Source organism: Vibrio sp. zbq_1, assembly GCF_043102935.1.
GTDB classification, from domain to species: domain Bacteria; phylum Pseudomonadota; class Gammaproteobacteria; order Enterobacterales; family Vibrionaceae; genus Vibrio; species Vibrio parahaemolyticus.
The window spans coordinates 256,113-278,113 of the sequence record NZ_JBICJH010000004.1 but is presented as its reverse complement, the minus strand read 5'-3'; the positions used below and the strand labels follow the sequence as shown (position 1 = coordinate 278,113).

Below are 22,001 nucleotides of genomic sequence, written 5' to 3'. Positions count from 1 at the left end.
TCTATTGCTCATAATTCGCATATAGCCATTGCTTATGCAATTGGCCACATCACATCAGCATAAGTCATGTTCGTTCAAATAGGTGCGCTAAGAAATGTTATGGGTAACCACTCTAGGTAAAATAGAACATAATGGCATGCTAACGACTCGACGAACTGCTCCAATAAAAAACGCCCTTCCTAGAGATAGGAGGGGCGTTTGTTGTGTTAAGTACCTGTGTTCAGCATCGCTCATTTTTGGACGAGGTCAGCGCAACAAATTTATGTCGCGTAGTGAGCCTAATAGCTATTCATGATGCCGTTGGTAGTAGAATAGAATTAGAGTGAAGCTCATACCTAGTATCTAGATTTTGTTTTTCTATGAAACTTTTTTCTTTCTGTGAGTAAGGATTTTTCGCTTTCAAATCAAGGAATATACCTTGATAACGCCACCCCTTACGGCGAAGTTCACTCACCGATTGCTCTCCACTTAGTAGCTTTCTTCCATACCTATCTCTGACTGTCACAATAACTTTGGTATTGTCCGGTTGCTCATCATATCCGTACCATATTAATGCCTCGGATTTTTCACCCAATATAAATGGGTCATCGTTTGGGATATTTGAGCATTGAACAACGGTAAACGTTTGGTTCTCTCTGTCTTTTTTGTCGCGTTGGTGAGATAAGTATTTTAAGCCAGCAACAGATTTGAGTTTGTAATTGTAAGCGGCAGAATCATATTCAAAGTACGAGTCATCGTAATGTGGATACATGGCTTTTTCAAACCAATCCCCGCTTGGGTTATCGACAAATTTAATCTCTGGTTCAGCATGACTTTCAACAAAAGAAGGCGTGTATTGATAGGTCACTTCAAAGAGATGCTCTTCCATGTCCGGCTTGGTAAGTGAATCAAAAGCTCGCCCCACAGATTTCTTGATTTTGTTAATCGAGTCAGGATGAGTTAAATAGATTTCAATTAAACCATGCCCTGCAATGTCTGCTGTGCTTGGCGCTATAGCGGTATTCGGTACAGGGACAGAGCCAATTCCCGTTAGTTGCAGGCCATTAATAACAAGGTCAGAGGTTGATAAAATATAGTCACTATCAGGGGTTAATGTTGGCGAGGCCGGCGCAATATGAACCACGTGAATATTATCAGCGTCGTATCCTAATTGAGAAACAACATACTTGTAAGATTGGTTCACCCATAAGTTTCCTTGCGAGTGAGCAATATAAATTAGCTTTTTGCCTTTCCATATATTGGAATCATTGATGAGTTTATGCTGCATCTGAGTTTTTTCAGTATCAGGTGAATCAATCGAAGTACTCAAGAGCTGCAAAAACTCACGAATCATCGTATTCATACCTTGGCTGAGAAGGTCAGAAACAAACCCTTTAAACCATGAAAAAGTCGCACTAATTTTTTGGATGATGGAACTGTCCTGACGTCCGTTAACGATTTCCCAAAACGCTTCCCATCGGTCAAATTGCTTTTGCCCCAACTCTTGTGTTCTTTGATCAAAAGTTTCAGCAAAATCAGCTAAGACATTCAACCCGTTACTTTCAATGTAAGAGTCATTATAGAACAGTTGATATTCAACTGGCTCACCGTTGAATTGCTTGATACCAAGGGTTGATTCTATTTTCTTCCTTCCCTCGACCGCAGCGTCTTTCGAAGTAGCAACGCCATTAAAAAAACTTATTGTGTAGCCTTCAATATCACAGGAGTTAGCACTGACATGCGAAGGGAATATCGTAAGAAACAAAAGTGCACTCGTTAGCTTATTCACAATACTGCTCCTCAGCTGGGAGCGATGTGCTTACTGAACCATCTTGCAAATGATTATAAGCCAAATAAGCAATGGTTCTGGCTTTAGTGTTATAGGTAAGTGCTCTTATCGTTTTTGACGTATCGATTGAATCATCTACTGGGATACCGACAAAATCCTTGCAAGCAATGACTTTTTCATACTCGAAACCAATTTTCATTGCTTTATAGATATTAGCTTCGGTCTTTTCACTCCAGTCGTAATATAGATTTTTTTGAGAGTAACGAGCGTTTTGCTTCAATGCATCGCGCACTGGCTCTGACACTTCTAACGCATTGATGAATGCCTCGATATCGTCGCGTATTCCGTCTTTATTTTCATCACGACCTGTAAGGGAATCACTTCTGTCTAATGTGTAATCAAATGTTCGATATAGCAGAGCAAATTGGTCATCAATTGTAGGTTGAGCCTTTAGCTCTTTAGCAATCTCCGGCGTTTTTTTAAAACTTTGGTGTGGTTGATTGTGATTTGGGTCTGGAGTCGGAGTGTTTTGCTGGTTACAGCCAAAGAGAATAAGCAGGCCAAGTAGCGATAATTTTTTCATATGAATAATCCATGTTTTTTATGGATATTACATGTGCGCTTTGCGGATAGACCAATTGCGTTTTGTTATACCGAGTAAATAACTGGCAATTTAACTCTCCATGTTTGTATGCATTTATCTTGAGACAAAAACGCCCTTCACCTGAGCAAAGAGCGTTTTTTACTTGAGGTTATGGTTCGAACATTAAAGCACCAACCCACCATCAATCTTGAGCACTTGTCCGGTTATAAACGCACTTTGATCAGAGACCAGAAACGCAACGCCATTGGCGATATCTTGCACCGAGCCCATACGTCCTAGGGGCGTTTTACTTTCCATCATTTGAATGACTTTTTCTGGCAGGTTCTTGGTCATGTCGGTGGTGATAAAGCCTGGCGCGACACAGTTGACGCGTATCTGTGCACCCTTTCTTGAAAGTTCTTTCGCCCAGCCTTTGCTCATTGAGATGACGCCGCCTTTACTTGCGCCGTAATTACTTTGCCCAATATTGCCATCCGTACCCACGATAGAAGAAATGCTAACAATGCTACCTGCGCCCTGCTCTAGCATTACTGGCGCGACGCGTTGAGTAAGTAAGAACACAGCCTTTAAGTTCACATCGATTACGCTGTCCCAATCTTGTTCTAGCATGTCTGGCAGCAATGCATCGCGAGTAATACCCGCGTTATTAACCAGCGCATCGATTCTTCCATGCTGCTCTACAATACTGTCTACCACTTCGCTAACAGCAGCGGCATCGCACAAATTGACTTGATAACTGCTTAGCTGCGCCGACTGGCTCCATTCCAAAGGCGAGATATCCAGCCCAACGACGTGGAATCCATCTTCGAGTAGTTGTTCGCAGATGGCCTGCCCTATACCGCGAGCAGCCCCTGTAACTACGGCGACTTTGTCGTGTTTCATCTTGGTCTTCCTTAAATGTTGAGATTACAAACTTGCTTGATCCTAGGCGCTTATCGTTATGTGGGTTTGTGCTTCTCATACGCAAAGGATTTTATTTCGTTAATGAAACTATAGGAATATTCTGGAAGTCTGATGTGAACGAATCAAGACAACTTGATGATGTTTCTGGCGGTTCTCAAGTTGAATACTAAAACAGAGAAATGGGGCGAGGAACTAACCCATTGAATAAAAGCAAAAAAAGCACCATTACCGCAAATGGTGCTTGGTATTAACTCTTCATCTGTAACAACACGATTTTTCTCAGCGCTGAGAAGATATTAAAAACTAAACCCATCATAAACAGCGTAATAACAATCGTTGCACCACTAGGCAAATCATACTTTGCAGAAGCTGCTATCCCCAACAAAATACCAATAGTTCCGATACCTAAACTGGCGGTTAAAAAACGTCTACCTTTAAGGCTCGCAGCGCATAAAGCGGGAATCACCAATAAAGCAAACTCTAGGTAAATCCCCGTCAGTTTGACGGTGATCGGCATCAAGATAGCGAAGATGAGATAAAAACCGCTACCACGCATAAATTCGGGCTTTGTGCGTACTAGCAACAACATCGCACCAGTGATTACCGTCAACGGCCAAACATCTTGCCATGTCGACCACAGTAGCTGACCATTCAAAATCCCTTGAATGAAATCAGCACCATGTGGGTCTTTGCTAACAAGTAACACCGCCAAAGAGGCAGATACCACAAACAAGCTGCCAATCATCGGCTCAAGATGCGGATGATTTCGCTTTTCTAATGCAGCAATCAATCCGCATAACAATAACGACATTATCCAAGGGCCAAGCATTGCACCAAGCCAAGATTCCGATAACCAAGGAATCCTCACGTACAAAGTAGATGAGTTTAGCCAATAATGACTAAGCGCCGCACCCAATGCTGCGACTTGAGCCACCGCAAGGTCGATGAAAATGATCTGCCGCTTTAATACTTGCTGGCCCAGTACGACGTTACCAATTAGCGCAATCACGCCGCACAAAATAGCCGGCGCTAACCATGTGTATTCTGTCATGATCAAAACTTCACAGCACTAGGAGAAACAAACACATCGAGTAACTCGGCAATCACTTCATCGTACAGCTCATCTAAGTTCTGCTCTTTTGACACCGTCAAAGGCAATTGGACGACAGGTTTGTTTGTTCGTTGTTGCAACCACATTGCGGGGCGTTGATCTTGGTGAGATGAATACACAATCGCATCAAACGAACTTGCGTCCAACTTTGTCAGTGATTGCAGATGAGAGGTCGTCGGCGATACCCCTGGTTTGGGCTCAAGATCCGCGACTTGAACCATACCTAGCCAATCAAATAAGTATCGGTAAGTGGAGTGATAGCCCACTACTCGCTTACCATTTAACGGCTTAGCTTTTGCTTCCAATTCGTTGAGTTTTTTTCGCCAATGGGCACGAAACTTCATCCCATTGAGCTGGTAGGTTGGCGCATTTTCAGGATCAACCGCTTGCAAACGCTGAGTCACAACGCGCGAAAGCGTAATCATGTCATTCGCAGCAAACTGCACGTGCGGATTACCATGCGCATGAATGTCGCCCATACTGCGATCCACATGTTGATGTGTATCCAGCATACGTACAAAACTGGCAGCGTAAATCATGCTTTTTGCCCCATTTTGCACCGCAGCATTTGAGCTTCGTGCCTGTAGCATAGGCAACCACCCTACTTCTAGCTCTGCTCCAGAACACATAGCCAAATCGGCTTGACGCATTTTTGCAATCAACGAAGGGCGAGCTTGGACGTAATGTGGATCTTGTTTATCGGTAGTAGCAGAATAGATATTTGCTTCCGGAGCGTGGCGTTGCAATAAAGCTTTCCATTCCGGCTCACAAACAAAAATATCCAAAGCCCATGTTGGAGAAGAAACAATGGCAGCAACCGCTGCCATTGTGCCTAAACCTTTAGAGATAAAGGTTAATGACTTAGAACGCATGAGCACCGTGCGCCCCAAAAGTCATGACGTATTGCAATGTAAAGACGTTCTCTTTTTCTTTGTCTTGGTTTTCTGCACGCGTGTACTGCGCACGAACAGTACCAAAGTGCGAGGAATCCCACGCAATCATCGCATCGACTTCTTTATCATTTAGCGCAGTGAAGTGCATGTGGTCACCATGAGCATGACCATCGTAGCTTTCCGCTTCGCCGTAACGAACGCCAGCAGACCAGTTAGGGTTAAATCGGTATACACCCGAAACGTAGTATGCTGTTAAGTTATCAGGGGATTCAGCTTCATCTTTAAATTTGCTGTCGACCACACCATCCAACAACATGTACTCGGCAGAAAACGTAAAGTTGCGGTACTTGTAGTTACCATCCGGGGCCCATTTCCAAACAAAATCAGCACCATAAAGATTCGCGCCAGTAATCGCAGCAGTGTGGCTATGTTCATGGTCATGACCGGTATCAGCATGATGATCGTGGTCAGCAAATTCTTCCACCTTGCCGTTCTTGTTTCGCAGGTAACTCAAGCCAAATTGCCAACTAGAAGAATCTGAAATGTCGCTACCTAGTTTTAATGTTGAGGTAAATACACCAACGTCAGAACCCTCATCCACTGCCGACATCTTGATGCCACTTAGCGCCTCAACACCAAATTTCACAAACAGATCTGTCGGAAGAACAAGGCTCGCTCTCACGCCATCATCATAGTAATGCGAACCAAGAAACGTTCGGTACGCTAATGGACGCTCAACAAAACTATCGGTATGCATGTGTTGGTTGTTCAAGTAACCAAAATCGGAAAGAAAACGCCCCGCTCGGACATTAAAGCCGTAAGGCAAAGCCAAGGTTTCGATAAACGCTTCTTCCAACATCAGTTCGGTGTCGTCAGCATGGCTTTCCAGCACTGTCGTCAAAGCGCCATGGAATTTATCGTCAATGTTTGCAGACAAACTAAGCTCGGTATGACCCAAGCCAAACCCTTCCTCTCGCTCTGAGTTATGACGCTGTCCATCTTGGTAATATCCGTCCAAAACGACACCAATTTGTGGATTCGACAACGTATCGGCAAAAACAGGGAGTGCAAAAATGCTACCGATGACTAGAGAAACCAATTTTTTATTCACTACTTTTTCCTTATTGTTATGTTATAACATATTGATGCAGATTGTTATAATATAACAATTATCATTACACAAGAAATAATTGAAAATAGAACCCATTTGTATTCAGAAAACCGTTGAACATTGCTTAACCAACCATTGCATCAAATTACGTTTTTAAACGTATAATGGGAGCAAGAACCGACAAAATAAGTAACGGTATTTCAGTATGTTGAATATGGATTTTTCTCAAAGGGTCGTCATCGAAACAGGCAGCCAAAATTGGGTTGCTAGCCCCTCTCAAGGAGTGTGGCGTAAGCCATTGGAGCGAGAGGCAAAAGAATCTGGTCACGTAACCAGTGTAGTGAAGTACGAAGCAGGATCGCGTTTTTCTCCCCACCTTCACCCTTACGGAGAAGAAATTTTTGTGCTCGATGGTGTCTTCTCTGACGAAAATGGCGACTATCCCGCGGGTTCTTATCTTCGTAACCCACCCGGCAGTCTGCACGCGCCCTTTAGCGAGAAAGGTTGTGTCATTTTGGTCAAGCTCAATCAATTTGATCCGAACGATCTTAAAACTGTTCGAATCAATACTCGAGAAACAGAATGGTTGCCTGGCATTAGCGGACTACAAGTGATGCCTTTACATGATTTTAAGCACGAGCACGTTGCGTTGGTGAAGTGGCCCAAAGGCGAAAAGTTTCAACCTCACAGACACTTTGGTGGAGAAGAAATTTTTGTGTTATCTGGCGAGTTTAGGGATGAGCTAGGTATATACCCAACACATACTTGGTTGCGATCACCCCACATGAGTGAGCACTTCCCTTTTGTAGAGGAAGAAACGGTAATTTGGGTGAAAACCGGACATTTGCCGCTCGGAAGTTGAATGGAAATGCGAAACTCTAAGAACATAACAAACAAGTAAAATCGGCTCGTTAATACGAGCCGATACTCATTGCTTGGTTAAGAACCCATAATTCGGTTGTGCAGCCAGTCTTTTAGCTCCGCTCGATTATGTTTGAGCACATTCATGGCGTGGTCGTCTATCGGGCTGCCTTGCAACTCTAATACACGAATCTCTTTATCGAGTGCGTTATAGTTTTTAACGTTTTCAGCAAATGATGCATCGTTTTGGCTAAGCTGAGTGATGGTATCCAAATGTTCTGGGAATTCATGGGTTAATGAGTGATTTTCACCTAACATAGAGACCTCTTGAGTGGCGTTATTGATGTTTGTCTTGCTTATTTTTTAAGCAATTCAATATTAACCATAGCACTTCATTCGGGGTGATATCGTCGAGTTGACCACACTTTTACGCAACGTATTTAATTTACAATATCTTAACTACTTGGTATTCAAAAGCCCCCGTCTCCTGCGCAAAATCTCATCATTTTCTACTACATTTAATAGACTTCCCACTAAGAAGGTAACCCCAATGAACACCATAAAATTCAGCCTAGTTGGTGCAGCGGTGGTAGTAGCGCTCTTTGGCTGTAACTCTGACAGTAATACCATCACCACGACAACCCCTGTCACTCTATCCGTCTCTGATGCACCGATAGACGACGTTTCCGAAGTGGTCATCACTTACAGCAAAGTCGCTTTCCTTCCTCTTGATGGCGGATCACCACAAATTTTTGAGGTGTATAAAACCGATGAAGAAGGCAATTACGTGGATGAAAACGGCGATCCAATTCCTGATGGTGAAGATCCTCTGCCGTTAAGTGTTAACTTGCTCAACTATCAAGGCAGTGATGTTCAAGAGCTGGTTGAAGATGAAGTGATTCCTTCTGGCAACTACAAGTTATGTGTGTTTGCCAATGATGGCGATCACCCCGACTACCCATCGTATGTGATTGACGAAGCGACAGGAAATCAAATCCCACTGACAGTCAAAGGCGATGGTGCTTGTCCTCAAGGCGTGGGTAAAGAGCCTAACTCTGGGGTATTGTTCTTTAACAACACCTTTGCGGTTAATCCTGATAACAATGAATTCGTAGTCGAGTTTGATCTGCGTCGAGGCTTAAAAGACGGAACGGGTCAAAACGAAGGGTACAGTATTCAGCGCACTTCGGTGACCTTGATCAACACCGTTACGACAGGTGAAATTCAGGGCGATGTCGCCGCACAAACCTATGCAGATTGCGAAATTGATACGTCCAGTGCAAACGACTATGCGCACGCCGTTTACTTATATGAAGGCAGCGTCGCCAAAGAGGACATGGGGCCATTTGCTGGCGAAGACGGGAAAGCCACACCAATTGCAGCAGCCAACGTGGTTCCGGATATAGAGCAAGTCAATTACGAATACGAGTTTGGTTTTGTAGAACCCGGCACCTACTCGGTTGGCTATACCTGTACTGCAAATGATGACTCTGAAGAAGGTATTGTCGCCGGAGAAACCTTCAGTATTTATCAAGCAACAAGTGGGTTAACGGTATCGGCTGGTGCCGATACGGATGCCAATTTCTAGCCACCACCTATCAAGAGATTCTAAAAATAAGGCAGCGCTTGTTTTGGGCTCTGCCTTTTCGTTCCATGCGACTGCACTCTTTTCGCCAAGCCGCGTGTTTCTGATGCTTAGAAAAAACTGATGGGTAGATAGAAATCCAGCTCAAACGCCTCATCATGGCTGAGGAAATGGTTTTTATGATAATGAACATAAGCGGGCGTGGAACGTTGCTTAAAGCCTGAGTTAGGCAACCACTTCTCTAATACCATACTCAGTTGAGGAAGAAGCTCACCATATACTCCCGTTAAGCGAAAAACAGCATGTAAACCACCCGGAATCGTCATTTGATTCACGACACCGCGTACTTTGAGCGGCTTATCAATCGCCATACAAGCCACATAACGACACTTGTCGAGCTCAACCCAAGCAGGGTTGGAGTGATGCAAACCATATTGAACCGAAAAGTCCCGATTCTCAGAACTTGCCCACGCTTTCAAAATCAACCACGCATTGCGAATGGAACGGTTATAGCCCTCATGTCGAACATACGCCGCAAAGCGTTGTGGGACCTCCATAATTTTTGGTTCTGGCAACTCGCGTTTCGCAACCCGATGATAACCCGCTGCCACTTCCGGATCCTTCAAATACGGTTTTTCTGCGACTTGTAAATCATGCTTTCGCCACGCACCAGGTGACATAGCGAACGTCGCTTTAAACGCTCGGCTAAAAGAAGATACCGAGTTAAAGCCGCACTTGTTAGCAATGTCTAGCACCGATGAGCCGGTATCAAACATCAGTTGATTGGCGGCGTATTCCATTCTGGTACGGCGGATATATTGATGGATGGATTCCCCCACGACATCTTTAAAAATACGATGGAAGTGTTGTTCAGAATAGGCTGCTACGTCCGCTAGCTCTTTAGCTGATAAATCTCTGCTAATGTCCTGGTGAATGTAAAACAGCACGTCATTGATTCTGGAAACTTGTTGATGGCTCACGGAGTAAACTTTCGCTCAAATAGCATAAATGGACATGTTTAACAGCATAAATGGACACACCAAGCTTGGCAATTTACCTATACTATTTCTGACATAAAAAAAGACAATTACGAGAAGCACAGCACATGGAAATCGCACAGTCATTACAACAAACTAAGTCATCCTACATCCGAGAAATCCTCGCAGCAGCGAGCGATAAGAATGTCATTTCTCTTGCGGGTGGCTTACCGGACGAAAAAACCTTCCCAATCGACTTGATGAAACCGACGCTCGAAAACCTCGCGAACATGCCAGAGGTGTTTCAATACGGCGCAACAGCAGGCTACGCACCGCTACTTAACTTTTTGACCGATTATTACCAACTGCCAGAATCTCATTTGGCGATGATCACAACGGGTTCTCAGCAAGGGCTAGATTTGATTGCGCGTGCGTACGTGAATCCGGGCGATAAAGTGGTGATGGAAGCGCCAAGCTACCTTGGAGCCATGCAAGTATTCGGTTTAGTTCAAGCCAATATCGTGACCGTTTCGCAAACCGAGTGTGGCCCAAACCTTGAAGAACTCGAGCAATGCTTTTCCACACAGCAACCAAAAATGTTCTACGCCGTACCCGATTTTCACAACCCAACGGGCGTATGCTGGGCGCTAGAGACTCGCCAAAAAGTTGCCGAGCTTTGTATCCAATACGACGTTGCATTCATTGAAGACGCACCATACCGCGAGCTGCGTTTTTCTGGTGAAGCACTACCGCTGGTTTCGGATTTCTGCCCGCAGCACTCCATCGTGTTGCGTTCATTCTCCAAAATCGCCTCACCAGGCTTGCGTATTGGTGTGGTAACCGGCAAACGCAGTTACCTTGAGCCACTCATCAAAATCAAACAAGGTGCAGATCTGCACTCTAGTATTCCTATGCAAGCATTGCTGCATGGTCTACTTCAACATGACAACTTCGAAACACACATTTCAACCATCTGTGCGCTTTACAAATCGCGTTACGATGTCATGTTTGCTGAGCTGCAAAAGCAGCTGCCAGAAAGTTGCGTACTAAAACCTGTCGATGGTGGCATGTTTGTCTGGGTCGAAATTCCAGAATGCGACACGTTCGAACTGGCGAAAACTCTACTCGCAAACTGGGTTGCTGTGGTGCCAAGCCCGGTATTCTATCCGGAAGGTTCCAAGGTAAAAGCCGCTCTGCGTCTTAACTTTACCAATGCCACACCAGAAGAACTGACGACGGCTGTCACTCGACTTGCGGATGTACTTAACACTTTGTAATTGAGTGCCCCGCGTTAGAACCTGCCTTTGAGATTCGAAAAAAGTCTCAAAGGCAGCATCAAAAAAGTTCCCCAAAAAAATTTATATTTTTCCTTCAAATCAACTCTCTACAGTAAGTGCCTGTTTTCTCTTGATCCTCTCACTCATATAAAAGTGAGAACCTAATCACGTATTTGATGGTTAGAAAAGTTACGTCTATCTTTCAGACAAAAGACATCAACTTCGCAGCATTAATGCTCTCAATTTCAGACACTTTACTCAGTCGTGGCTTAGCGATTGAAAAATCGACTAGAAAGCATCTGCAGGCATGCCCACTACGAAGGATTGACCAGAACCATTCTGAATGTCGCGAGCCAGTCGCTTGATTGGCAATTACGTCAGTGAATCGCACCAAATGACAGAGGGGTTATCAGGATGAACACTCGAACCACGACAGGACTCGTCACCACTGGCTGGTCCGTTATCTTTTCACTTTTTACCGCATTCGCCGCGTATGCGAGTACGTCTCCAAACTGTAGTGACGTATTAGCGGGCAACACAACCGCCGTATCGCAAAAAATGATGGTCTTATTGGGCGAAGACATCACCAAATCCAACCGCATCACCACAGTGATTCCCGCCCAAAACAATCCATTTGTAACCGAAGAATTGGTCTCGGTTTCCAATGACGTGTCGCCCAATGGACGTCTGCCACAAAAAACGTTGGAAGAGATCCGAAAAGTACGCTCAGATTTAGAAAAAGCCGCACAGGAAGTAAGCCAACTACAGGGCACTTTTGAAGTCGCGTTCGTTAGCTTGATTGATGGCTACTGCCAGTTCTCGAGTCACGAACTTACTCAGCATGCCAAAATCGACTTTGACCATTTGGAAGGTCTAACGCTGTATTCAATCCCAGCGCTGTTGGCAATGGTGGATCAATCGTACGCGATGGCTGAAAACCGCCTAGCAAACGAGCAAAACCAATTGAGCAACATTGAAAGAGAAAAACAGAGGCAGAAACAGCAAGCAAGTGCTGCGGCAGCCGCTCGTTACCAAGACGGTAACGTGTTGGTGAAAGTCGAGAATTTTGATGGTTCTAACGTGATGTTTTCCGTCACAAACGTAGGTTCTCAAGGTTCATTACAGCCAAACTTCAACACTTTTAGCGCCTATCGCACCGAAAGTGGAGAGTTGGTCTATAAGTCAGAATCTTTACTGCATCTGGCTGATACTGCAGGCAACACGCTGCAAACGATGGGCATTGCTGAGCTTTCATCCAAAGGTGGAAACAGCTTGTCGATCTCTCCAGGAGAAACTCGAAAATTCGTCACCAGTATTGCTTCAGAAGTCGCGCCACACGCGCAATTAAGCTTAGAGTTTCCAGCCAAAGTGCTCAATACAGAGCAAGATTTCACGCTGTCGTTTTCCGACTCTATCGCGGTAGCAACGGCCAATGTGAATTAACGGCGAGAGAGAACATGACGAACAAACCCATGTTTGTTGAGCACATCAAAGACAGGCGAGCGACGCCTGTCTTTCAGTTATGAGCAAGCAAATCGCTACTGTTTGCACTTGTAAGCGTTTGCAAACATCGTCACTGACGTAGAAAAGCTTAACGGTTGGTATAAATACAAGGTATCTGCGCCTAAATCTGCCGCCTTGATGCGCATTTGGTTTAGTGTACCCCAAACCATGTCTTTATCTGCGTGAAGCCAGTAGTCGTAAAAGTGCCCTTCTGAGCCGATCACGGTCCCCATTAGTTCACAGTTTTCAATCGCATTCACATTATCCCAAAGCACCTGTACTTGCTCAGATTCTTGAGTTGGGAACGTCACACACCCCGTTAATGATGCCGCTAACGCGAGACACATCACTCGCTTTTTCATATTCATATCGCCAAAAAATTTTATAGATGGCGGATTTTATGAATTGCTTATGCGATGACCAACAAAATATTTCTATCGCGCGTTCAAGTAGAACTAATAGACAACGGAAAAACCAAAAAGTGGCCACGCAGCTAACGAGCAAAAACCTCGCAATCACAGACCTAGCAATAAAACCGTATCTGAGATAAAACAGTAACAATTAAATACACACGAGGGATAGAGTTTTGGTTGCTAAGAATAAGCTAATTCGCTTCACAGCTACGGAAGTCGCTGATGCATTTGAAAAAGAAGATGAGCTCATTAAACAAGTTCAATCCAACCAACTCTCGCAAGTGCTATTACTTTGGCAAGTAAAAAGCCCGACGCTAGTACTTCCCGCGGGCAAGAAATGGCCAGAGTCTAATGAATTGGAACATGCGTTAAATACGTCTGGCTGGAAGCTCTTTTCTCGTAAAACCGGTGGTGCACCAGTCCCTCAGGTACCGGGTATTATTAATCTATCCCACATCTATCACTGGCCAGAAGGTGAGCCTTACAACATCAAGAAAGCGTATCTCGATTTATGTGCGATATTAACGGTTTTCTTTAAACAGCTCGGCGTGAAAGTGGATGTTCATGCTACGCCTTATTCCTACTGCGATGGCGAGTATAACCTCAACATTGGCGGGCAAAAAGTCGTGGGAACCGCGCAGCGTGTTTTGCTTAAAAAAGGCGGCGGACAAGTGGTATTGTCACAAGCATGCATTCTGATTGATGCCGACGTCGAGAAGATTGTCGAACCAGTACGATTATGTAATCACCTTTGTGGTCATGACGATGATATTCGTGGTGATGTCCACACACCGCTCTTCCATCATATATCCGACCGCCCATCGGTAGATTCACTCTTTCAGCAATTGACGAGTGCGTTTTTAACGCATGCAAAAGCTGAGTAATGAAAGGAGCAAGCCTCACCCTTGCTCCGAACAGCTTCTAGCTATTGGATATAGTCATTTCGTTCGCTGCCTTTCTCCGAGAAGTACTCGATAAACTCAAACAGCATACCGTGGTCTTCTAGATAGTAGACGTTCTTTCTAAATGGGTGTTCGTCGCCTCGGTGGTCGAGCTCATAACCTGCTTTGCTTAGCCTTTCGATGAGGGCTTCTACATCCGGCACCACAATCCCTATGTGTTTAAAACCTGTGAAGTGTGATGTCCAATGAGTAGCGTCGCCTTTTCCTCCCGACGAAATGGCAATATAAGAATGATCATCACCTACGTGAAACCATTCAATTGGTCGGCCAAACCAATTATCTATTTTTCCGCCGCCGCGCACTTTCCATTCAGGGATAGCGGCGGTCAAAAATTGGGTCATCTTTTGTGCGTCAACGACTGAGATATTGGCGTGTTCTACATAACTGTTCATGTATGTTTTCCTTTGGGTTCTTGTTTTTGTTCTTAATGCAACTCTAGAACCTCAAGCTAAGTTTAGGTAAAGCACCTATTTTTTTGCCTGCCAAAAATAAATGAGATCCAGTTCAAGTATTTATCCATGACGGAATTAGTTGAAGCCTGCGCGTAAAAGCCTCAGAATGTCGCACTTTTCGCACCGATTTATTTTCGGCGCGTTGTTATCTAACTCTACAATTGAGAATCATACATATGGGTTTTACCTCGTTAGGTCTATCTGCTCCAATCCTTAAAGCTATTCAAGAGAAAGGCTACGACACCCCTTCGCCAATTCAGGCAAAAGCAATTCCTGCTATTTTGGAAGGGAAAGACGTAATGGCAGCAGCGCAGACTGGTACAGGTAAAACTGCAGGCTTTACACTACCTATTCTTGAGCGTTTATCGAATGGCCCTCGCGTTCGTGCTAACCAAGTTCGTGCACTTATCCTGACGCCAACGCGTGAACTTGCGGCTCAGGTGCAAGAAAACGTGTTTATGTACGGCCGTCATCTTCCACTAAGCAGTGCGGTTGTTTTTGGTGGCGTGAAGATCAACCCGCAAATGCTGCGTCTTCGCAAAGGTGCGGATGTGTTGGTAGCAACACCAGGCCGCCTGATGGATTTGTACAACCAAAATGCAGTGAAGTTCGACCAACTAGAAGTTTTGGTACTGGATGAAGCAGACCGCATGTTGGATATGGGCTTTATCCGTGACATTCGTAAGATCCTAGCTCTGCTACCAAAACAACGTCAGAACCTACTGTTCTCGGCGACTTTCTCGGATGAGATCCGCGATCTTGCGAAAGGCTTGGTGAACAACCCGGTTGAGATTTCAGTGAACCCGGCAAACTCGACGGCGAGAACGGTTGAGCAAAGCATCTACCCAGCAGACGTGAAGAAGAAAGCTCCGATGTTGGTTAAATTGATCAAAGACGGCGATTGGAAGCAAGTGCTGGTGTTTACGAAAACGAAACACGGAGCAAACCGTCTGGCGAAGTTCCTGATCGAACAAAATCTACCTGCTGCTGCCATCCACGGTAACAAGAGCCAAGGCGCGCGTACCAAAGCACTGGCGGATTTTAAATCGGGTGAAATTCGTGTGTTAGTCGCGACGGACATTGCTGCACGCGGTATCGATATTCCTCAATTGCCGCAAGTGGTGAACTTTGAGCTACCTAAAGTGGCGGAAGACTACGTTCACCGTATTGGTCGTACTGGCCGCGCGGGCGAAGTAGGTAAAGCGATTTCACTCGTGTGCGCGCTAGAAGCATCTGAGTTGTTTGCGATTGAACGTTTGATTCAAGAAGTACTACCACGTAAAGAGTTGGAAGGTTTTGCGCCAACCAATGTGGTGCCAGAATCTAAACTGGATACTCGCCCAATCAAACCGAAAAAACCTAAGAAGCCAAAAAAACCAAAAGCGCCAAATGCTGCGGGTGAAAACGCTCCAGCAACCGAAAAGAAAGCAGGCAATGGTGCAAACAAACCTAAACGTCGCTTCAACGGTGGTAACAACGGCAACAAAAACAGCACCAATCAAGGTGGTGCGGGCAAGCCTAAAGGTAACCGTGAAGGCCAAGGTCGTGCACACAGCAAACCAGATGACCGTAAACCTAACGGCAACAAGCCAAATGGCAATAAACCGAGTGGAAATAAACCAAACGGTAATAAGAGTGGCAACGCTGGTAAACCGTCTGGTAACCGCAAGCCAAACAATGCTAAGCCTGCAGGAAACAAACCGTCAAGTCAGCGCCGTAAACCTCGTCCGCAGGCTGCAAACTAATCTGTAAACGGCCACCGATAGCAAATACAACAAAGCCGCTGATAATCTCAGCGGCTTTGTCTTTCTTAGAACACAGTTTTCTATAACACAGCTTTGTTAAAACAGCCTACATTAAAGGTGTGATTCGAATATCTGCGATTTGTGCTTCGTTCTTTTCACCCTCAATACCACCAGCGTAGATGTAGGTTTCATTCGATGTGAGGTAACTCATATTGAAGTGGTCCTTCAGCGCGATCTGATAGGTTTCCCCCTGCTCCAACGCCACTTCAATTGGCGTTGAGTAACGCATACCTTGGTTTTCACCAATATGGCCCATCTGCAAGTAACCTTGGCCAACCACCTTACCTGCATCATCCAATACCTCTAACAATTTCACGGTGTTCGTGATGCCAGTATTAAGTTGTCCTAGGTTATTGTTGTACCAAGCATCGAACTGGTAAGTGCCCGTTACAGGAGCTGTAAACGACTCTGCACCTTTTACGATGCCACTGTCTTTGCTCACCGTAACCACTGAGACATTGTCTTTGAGTGGCTGATATTCGCCATCAAGTTTGATGCGGATCTCTTCACCGACACAAACCGGTTGGCTTGGGTTAGAACGGAAGCCTTTATCGTTAATGCTTTCAGCCAAATAACAAGCAAAACCTGTTGGCGTATCGGAATAAGATTGAGCAATCACGTTCTTTTGAATCAGCTCGCCATTGCGATACAAGTTCACGTTGTACTTGCTCGTCACGTCAATCGAAACCGAATTATCAACGCTTTTTACCACCAATGTTGGCTCTTGCGGAGAATAAACGCGACTGTCTTCACTCACATACGGTTTCACCCCAGAAACTAAAGTAATGCTGCTATCTACATTCACAAGCGCGCCCAGTGTCACGTGGAAATGCCCCTCTTCGTCCATCGTGACATTTTCAACTGGGTAGTAACCTGTTTCATCTTTGCTTACTTCAGGCAAATCAATGGTTACCGAGTAGTTCTTTCCTTTAAAGGCAAAGTTTTCCAACGTGATTTGTTCAGACTGAGCCAACAACTTATTGCGCACCCAACTTGTGATAAATGGCTTCACTTCCAACTTACCTGTTTCGGTATGGATGCCAAATAGGGTCTCTACCACCATGTTCAAGTAGCCACCCACAGACCAAAGCTGACGCTGAGAGTTAATCACTGGGCCATCCAAGCTCGGATCTTCGCCATGATCACTATGGATGATGAATGACTTACCAGAAAGCCACTCTAAGTTTTCCATGTTGGATAAATTGGTTGCCGTACCACGAACCAACGATTGAATGGCATTGTTCGCTGCTGCCACGTTTTGTGTTTGATGCGCGGCGCGCAAGCTGTACGCGGTAACAAATGGCCAAATTGCGCGGTTATGGTACACAGGCACGTCTGGTTGTTGAGGGAAATAAACCGGCACGCCAAACTCACTGTGTGGGTAATTGGCCATGATTTGTTTCGCCTGCGCATCACTTGCCACACCACTGATGATCGCAAGCGCTTCGCCCAACATGTCGTATTTGTCGACCGCGATGTCTTTGCCATTGTCAAACAAATAGCTTACGTACATACCGCGTTCGGCATTCCAAAACTGCTCGTTGATAGCGTTTTTTAACTGCTCAGCCCAATCGGTGTATTTGACCGCGTTGGTTGAATCGTACTTCTCTGCCAACTTAGCCGCGAGCTGAATCGCGCGGTAATGAACCACGTTTGTCGATAACGCTTTGCTGCTACCAATCGCATTGACATCGTTTGGCGTCCACGTTGAGTAAGTTTGCTCACGCCAATCGAGGAATGATTGTTCACCAGTGTATAAACCGGATTTCGCATCAAAAGCCGCCAGGCGATCGGCTTCAAGTGTATTACTGATCGCTTTGTAAGCGCGCTCGGCAAATTGGTTGTACTCTTCCCCATCCAATGCCGAAAGTAAGCGTTCTGCACCAAGCGCCCAAGTCGTGCGGTCGGTACTGATTGGCCAGCTGCCGCCAGTGCCCGTATCTTGCACAATCTGCTCGCCATCGTATTGCTGATCGGTCGTGTCGCGGAAAGCGGACAATTTGAAATTCAAACCATTTTGCACGCGAGTTGGATTCATCAATGCAAGCGAAAGGTCTGCTGCGTACGCCAAATCACGCGTCCATACGTAATGCCACTTCGCGCCCGTCTCAAAAACTTCCGCTTTGATTGGGTTGTTGTAGTTGTAATTGCCGTCTTTGATTTCAGAAACGGCAAGCTGGTCTAGCTCTTTCATCGTCAACGCAAACAACGCGTCAAACGCGACATCACCCGACACCACTCGCGGCCCTGTTTGTTCATTAATCACTAAGCCTTGGTCGAGCGCATCACGCAATTCTGTCGTCGTTGAAATACCAAATTCACGCTGCTCAGCTTTAGGATCTTTCACCGAGAAAATCACGGTATCACTCGAGTCATCGTAATTGGCGAACAGTTTCACTTCTTTATTCTGATGCCCTTCATGCACCAATGCAGGGTCGAGAATCGCATCAGAGTAGTATTTTTCCGCTTCTTCTTGCGTTGCTTTCGTCACAGTCATTGTCGCGCGACTTTCATCGGCAAAGCTCACAGAAAACTTGTAATACCCTTTGTCTTCAAACGTGATCTCAGAGTTGCAATCATCGTTCATACACGCTTCATTCGTGTCTGGTTTTGGCAGGTACTCCTGAGCTTTATCGAACGCCGCGGGCTCCTCAAAATAGGTGTATTGGATCTGCCAACCCGGATCAGCAATCTTGAACTGATTGCTACCTCGAGCGACGCGCAGTACGGTTTCGTACTCGTTATTACCCAAATAGTTTAGCTTGGCATGCTCTGCCGTGCCCCAATCCCCATTTAAACCACGTAAATATAAGTCGGCTGAAATAATTGGTTTGTCGACCGGCACTGGCGCATCAGAAGAATCTGACCCACATCCAGCAAGACCAATACAAGACGCGACTGCAAGCGCAATAAAACTCGGTTTCATGTTCATCCCTTAGATTGTTGTTTTGGCGACAGTCTAAAGAACACCTTTTTGAGGGGAAAATAGGAAGTCAGGAGCGAGCTATAGATAACATCTATACGTCAAACCCCAACAGTGATGTAGATCTATGAAATGCGCATAATTTCAATCAAATGAGATTACAGATTTGTGATTTATAAATGAAATTGTGCAAAATACCCCTCGTTCTTAGAGGGGAAAGAAAATGGACAAATCTCTGCAGCAATTTTTACTGGTTGCACGCTGCCAAAGCATCAGCGCTGCGGCAAGAATGGCAGGGTTAAGCCAGCCAACGGTAACAAGCAATTTAAAGAAGCTGGAAGAGAATCTCGGCGTGACGCTGTTTGAACGTCATCCTAATGGCATGGTGTTGACCGAATACGGACGCATCCTCTATCGCCATAGCAACGCGATGCAGCATGAATACAACCAAATGATGCAAAGCATTGATGAACGGAAACAGTATCAAGTCGGAAAAATTAAAATGGGTACTGGCGATGCGTGGTGGCCGCTGTTCGTCAAACAAGCACTCAATGAACATCTGACCAAGCAGCCATCGGCATCTACACACGTCGAATTTGGCAACCACTTAGGCTTGATGGATTCATTAATCAACGAACAGATTGAATTCTTCATCGGCCACGAGATTGTCGGCTTGTCGTCTAAATGCGATGTTACGTTTATTCCGTTATTTCAAACGGTTGATGCCTATTTTGTTTCCCCAAACCATCCACTGCTAGGTAAAACCGTCACCGAAGAGATGCTGCACGAATACCCCGCTCTTTCGGTCACTTATGACGCTAAGAAATTCGCTCACGTCATCGATAACCCAATCCCGAAACAAAATGAACGCGAAAGGCAGCAACTGGATGACCGACCGACTTACGAAGTGGATTCTCTGCTCGCCAGTATTGATGTACTGAAAGAAAGCGTCGCGGTGATGTCTTATACCCGCCATCTGCAACCATATTTGGAATCTTTTGGCTTACGATGCTTAACCATGGAAAACGAACCAAACCCTGGCACCGTCGGGATTTATCGCCACCGCCGAGAAACCTCGGAATCGCATCTAGATCTGATTGCTGGTATCACTGAGCGCGCTAAATTGCTCAACTAGAAAGTCCAAAAACAGGCGAACTCTTTTCGGTTGATATTGTCGGCTCTGATAAATGACATGCAGATCCGCTTCAGCGCCTTGCGAGAAGGCGCTGAAGTTTTTCATATACCCATCCAAAACCGTTACTAAACGTTGTTGTTTGAGGTCTTGCTGAATATCTAAAATCGATTTCAACGCAATCCCCGCACCGTCCAACGCCCATTGTCGAATCACTTCACCATCATCAGAAAAGCGCTTCGGCGTGACCGTGATCGTTTGGTGAGACTCTTCATCTTTAAAGTGCCACGTTTTTAATTCTTCATTGCTGCGCACCATGGCTAAGCAGCGATGATCCGCGAGATCTTGTGGGCAGTTTGGGACACCTTGCTTCGCCAAGTAATCAGGTGACGCGCACAGCACGCGTTGACTCGACGCCAGCTTGCGCGAGATGAGATTGCTGTCCGCTAACTCGCCGTAACGAATCACCAAATCGAGCCCCGATTCAGCCAAGTTCGATAAATTGTCATTAAGATAAAGATAAGGCGTCACATCCGGATATTGCTCAGAAAAAGCCGACACCATCGGCGAAATAATTTGTTTGCCAATATCTCGTGGAGCTGAAATTTTCAACGTTCCGCGCACTTCCGAAATACCCGTTTGCAGTAAGTTTTCCGTCTCTTTCACGCTATCAATGATGTTCAGACAAGCTTGATGGTACATTGCCCCTGCGTCCGTGAGTGATACGTGGCGTGTGCTTCGGTTGAGCAGCTTTACGCCATAGCGTTCTTCTATCGCTTGCAGCCTTGCCGTTACCGTCGCTGGAGATAAACCTAACTCCCTTCCCGCCGCTGCCAGACCTTGATGTTTAACGATGCTGACAAACAACGTCATATCCGAAAACTTATCCATCTTCGCGCCCTTATTATTTGGAAAAACTGAATAATCAATTCAGATATTACCCAATTATCAAATTAAATCGAATCCATATACTGGCCCTATCGACATTGTTTAGACCCAGAACGTTATGTGACAGGGCAAAGTTAAACGCCGTAACGCTGTACAACGCACAACAACACGCCCTGCCCAGCCAAGAGATAGGAAACAAAAAATGAAACTGTACATTTATGAACATTGCCCCTTTAGCGCCCGCGTCCGTTTTGTTGCAGGCATGCTGAATATTCAGCTCGATGTCATCAACATTGCTTATGACGACGAGAGCACCACCACAAACCTTATCGGCGCAAAACAAGTTCCTCTTTTGATCAAAGACGATGGTGAAGCCATGGCGGAAAGCTTAGACATCATCAACTACTTCCTTGAATTGGCATCTTCCAGCGAAAAAAGCCAACCCTCAACACCGGTTTTAGACTGGCAAAAACAAGCGTTTTTACCGCTACAAAAAGTCGGGTATCCGCGTTGGTCAAACATGACGTTACCGGAATTTGCAACAGAAACCGCTAAACAAGCATGGCGTGCAAAAAAAGAAACCGAAGCGTTAAATTTTGAAGCTTTGATTAACGATACACCTGCGATTGCGAAAGAAGTCGCCGCCTTGATAGAACAAACTAAACCCTTGCTCAACCTAAGTTCAGAAAAGCAAACGTCACTGGTTGATCAAGCCATTATGTTTTCCATTCTACGCGGCTTTTTCAGTGCGCCCGAAGTGCAATGGGATCCAGCCGTACTTCACTGGATGGCAACCGCTCGTAAAGCGACCAACGTGCCAGTACTTATCTAAG

General features: G+C 45.4%; 20 protein-coding genes. 8 read left to right on the top strand and 12 right to left on the bottom strand.

Features of this window, described 5'->3' with window-relative positions; all coding sequences use genetic code 11:
- Positions 1-289: 289 nt before the first annotated feature.
- The 6 genes from ACF8CV_RS01660 to ACF8CV_RS01635 form a co-directional block, all read right to left on the bottom strand.
- Positions 290-1,768 carry a hypothetical protein gene (locus ACF8CV_RS01660; RefSeq protein ID WP_138937162.1) on the bottom strand — a complete coding sequence of 493 codons (1,479 nt, stop codon included), beginning with the start codon at positions 1,766-1,768 and terminating at the stop codon, positions 290-292.
- Positions 1,761-2,351: a hypothetical protein gene (locus ACF8CV_RS01655; RefSeq protein ID WP_029828107.1), complete on the bottom strand. Its 591-nt coding sequence runs from the start codon at positions 2,349-2,351 to the stop codon at positions 1,761-1,763. The genes ACF8CV_RS01660 and ACF8CV_RS01655 overlap by 8 nt, the downstream gene beginning before the upstream one ends.
- A gap of 183 nt (positions 2,352-2,534) precedes the next feature.
- Positions 2,535-3,254 (bottom strand): beta-ketoacyl-ACP reductase, encoded by a 720-nt coding sequence (locus ACF8CV_RS01650; RefSeq protein WP_053805281.1) that lies wholly within the window; start codon positions 3,252-3,254, stop codon positions 2,535-2,537.
- Between the two features lie 268 nt (positions 3,255-3,522).
- A complete protein-coding gene (locus ACF8CV_RS01645) occupies positions 3,523-4,326 on the bottom strand; it encodes a metal ABC transporter permease (RefSeq protein WP_171055843.1) in 804 nt (267 codons plus the stop codon).
- Positions 4,327-4,328: 2 nt separating this feature from the next.
- A complete protein-coding gene (locus tag ACF8CV_RS01640; RefSeq protein ID WP_171055844.1) occupies positions 4,329-5,258 on the bottom strand; it encodes a metal ABC transporter solute-binding protein, Zn/Mn family in 930 nt (309 codons plus the stop codon).
- Entirely contained in the window at positions 5,248-6,390 is a 1,143-nt protein-coding gene (locus ACF8CV_RS01635) for a hypothetical protein (RefSeq protein WP_138937166.1), read from the bottom strand. Before ACF8CV_RS01635 ends, ACF8CV_RS01640 begins: the two co-directional genes overlap by 11 nt.
- Positions 6,391-6,595: 205 nt before the next feature.
- Between ACF8CV_RS01635 and ACF8CV_RS01630 the strand changes: the two genes are divergently transcribed.
- On the top strand, positions 6,596-7,252 hold the full coding sequence (locus ACF8CV_RS01630) for a cupin domain-containing protein (protein WP_031381410.1): 657 nt from the start codon (positions 6,596-6,598) through the stop codon (positions 7,250-7,252).
- Between the two features lie 77 nt (positions 7,253-7,329).
- On the opposite strand, the gene ACF8CV_RS01625 is transcribed toward ACF8CV_RS01630, so the two are convergent.
- Positions 7,330-7,569, bottom strand: a complete 240-nt coding sequence (locus tag ACF8CV_RS01625) for a YdcH family protein (RefSeq protein WP_005498169.1) — start codon at positions 7,567-7,569, stop codon at positions 7,330-7,332.
- A gap of 232 nt (positions 7,570-7,801) precedes the next feature.
- On the opposite strand from ACF8CV_RS01625, the gene ACF8CV_RS01620 reads away from it, so the two are divergent.
- Positions 7,802-8,839 (top strand): DUF4382 domain-containing protein, encoded by a 1,038-nt coding sequence (locus ACF8CV_RS01620; protein WP_025542510.1) that lies wholly within the window; start codon positions 7,802-7,804, stop codon positions 8,837-8,839.
- A 107-nt stretch (positions 8,840-8,946) separates the two neighbouring features.
- On the opposite strand, the gene ACF8CV_RS01615 is transcribed toward ACF8CV_RS01620, so the two are convergent.
- Positions 8,947-9,816: a GyrI-like domain-containing protein gene (locus ACF8CV_RS01615; protein WP_021484368.1), complete on the bottom strand. Its 870-nt coding sequence runs from the start codon at positions 9,814-9,816 to the stop codon at positions 8,947-8,949.
- Between the two features lie 125 nt (positions 9,817-9,941).
- Between ACF8CV_RS01615 and ACF8CV_RS01610 the strand changes: the two genes are divergently transcribed.
- Positions 9,942-11,090, top strand: a complete 1,149-nt coding sequence (locus ACF8CV_RS01610; RefSeq protein WP_031856893.1) for a PLP-dependent aminotransferase family protein — start codon at positions 9,942-9,944, stop codon at positions 11,088-11,090.
- 414 nt (positions 11,091-11,504) lie between these two features.
- Complete coding sequence (locus ACF8CV_RS01605; RefSeq protein WP_064490309.1) at positions 11,505-12,533, top strand: hypothetical protein; 1,029 nt, start codon at positions 11,505-11,507, stop codon at positions 12,531-12,533.
- Between the two features lie 95 nt (positions 12,534-12,628).
- Here the strand turns inward: ACF8CV_RS01605 and ACF8CV_RS01600 are convergent, their stop codons facing one another.
- The gene (locus ACF8CV_RS01600; RefSeq protein ID WP_020834976.1) at positions 12,629-12,955 is read right to left on the bottom strand and encodes a DUF4156 domain-containing protein; all 327 of its coding nucleotides are present in this window, start codon (positions 12,953-12,955) and stop codon (positions 12,629-12,631) included.
- Between the two features lie 224 nt (positions 12,956-13,179).
- Between ACF8CV_RS01600 and ACF8CV_RS01595 the strand changes: the two genes are divergently transcribed.
- Positions 13,180-13,890 (top strand): lipoate--protein ligase, encoded by a 711-nt coding sequence (locus ACF8CV_RS01595; protein WP_138937167.1) that lies wholly within the window; start codon positions 13,180-13,182, stop codon positions 13,888-13,890.
- A 41-nt stretch (positions 13,891-13,931) separates the two neighbouring features.
- Here ACF8CV_RS01595 and ACF8CV_RS01590 read toward each other — a convergent pair whose 3' ends face one another.
- The gene (locus ACF8CV_RS01590; RefSeq protein WP_138937168.1) at positions 13,932-14,360 is read right to left on the bottom strand and encodes a VOC family protein; all 429 of its coding nucleotides are present in this window, start codon (positions 14,358-14,360) and stop codon (positions 13,932-13,934) included.
- Between the two features lie 236 nt (positions 14,361-14,596).
- Between ACF8CV_RS01590 and ACF8CV_RS01585 the strand changes: the two genes are divergently transcribed.
- Positions 14,597-16,165, top strand: a complete 1,569-nt coding sequence (locus tag ACF8CV_RS01585; RefSeq protein WP_138937169.1) for a DEAD/DEAH box helicase — start codon at positions 14,597-14,599, stop codon at positions 16,163-16,165.
- A 106-nt stretch (positions 16,166-16,271) separates the two neighbouring features.
- Here ACF8CV_RS01585 and ACF8CV_RS01580 read toward each other — a convergent pair whose 3' ends face one another.
- Positions 16,272-19,151, bottom strand: coding sequence for a Six-hairpin glycosidase-like protein (locus tag ACF8CV_RS01580; protein ID WP_138937170.1), 2,880 nt, complete (start codon positions 19,149-19,151; stop codon positions 16,272-16,274).
- A gap of 220 nt (positions 19,152-19,371) precedes the next feature.
- Here ACF8CV_RS01580 and ACF8CV_RS01575 point away from each other — a divergent pair, with 220 nt between their 5' ends.
- Entirely contained in the window at positions 19,372-20,283 is a 912-nt protein-coding gene (locus ACF8CV_RS01575) for a LysR family transcriptional regulator (protein ID WP_029839911.1), read from the top strand.
- Here the strand turns inward: ACF8CV_RS01575 and ACF8CV_RS01570 are convergent.
- Complete coding sequence (locus tag ACF8CV_RS01570) at positions 20,236-21,171, bottom strand: LysR family transcriptional regulator (protein ID WP_025607263.1); 936 nt, start codon at positions 21,169-21,171, stop codon at positions 20,236-20,238. The two genes, ACF8CV_RS01575 and ACF8CV_RS01570, sit on opposite strands and share 48 nt — an antisense overlap.
- Before the next feature lie 199 nt (positions 21,172-21,370).
- On the opposite strand from ACF8CV_RS01570, the gene grxB reads away from it, so the two are divergent.
- Positions 21,371-22,000: a glutaredoxin 2 gene (grxB, locus tag ACF8CV_RS01565; RefSeq protein ID WP_021452472.1), complete on the top strand. Its 630-nt coding sequence runs from the start codon at positions 21,371-21,373 to the stop codon at positions 21,998-22,000.
- Position 22,001: the final 1 nt, after the last annotated feature.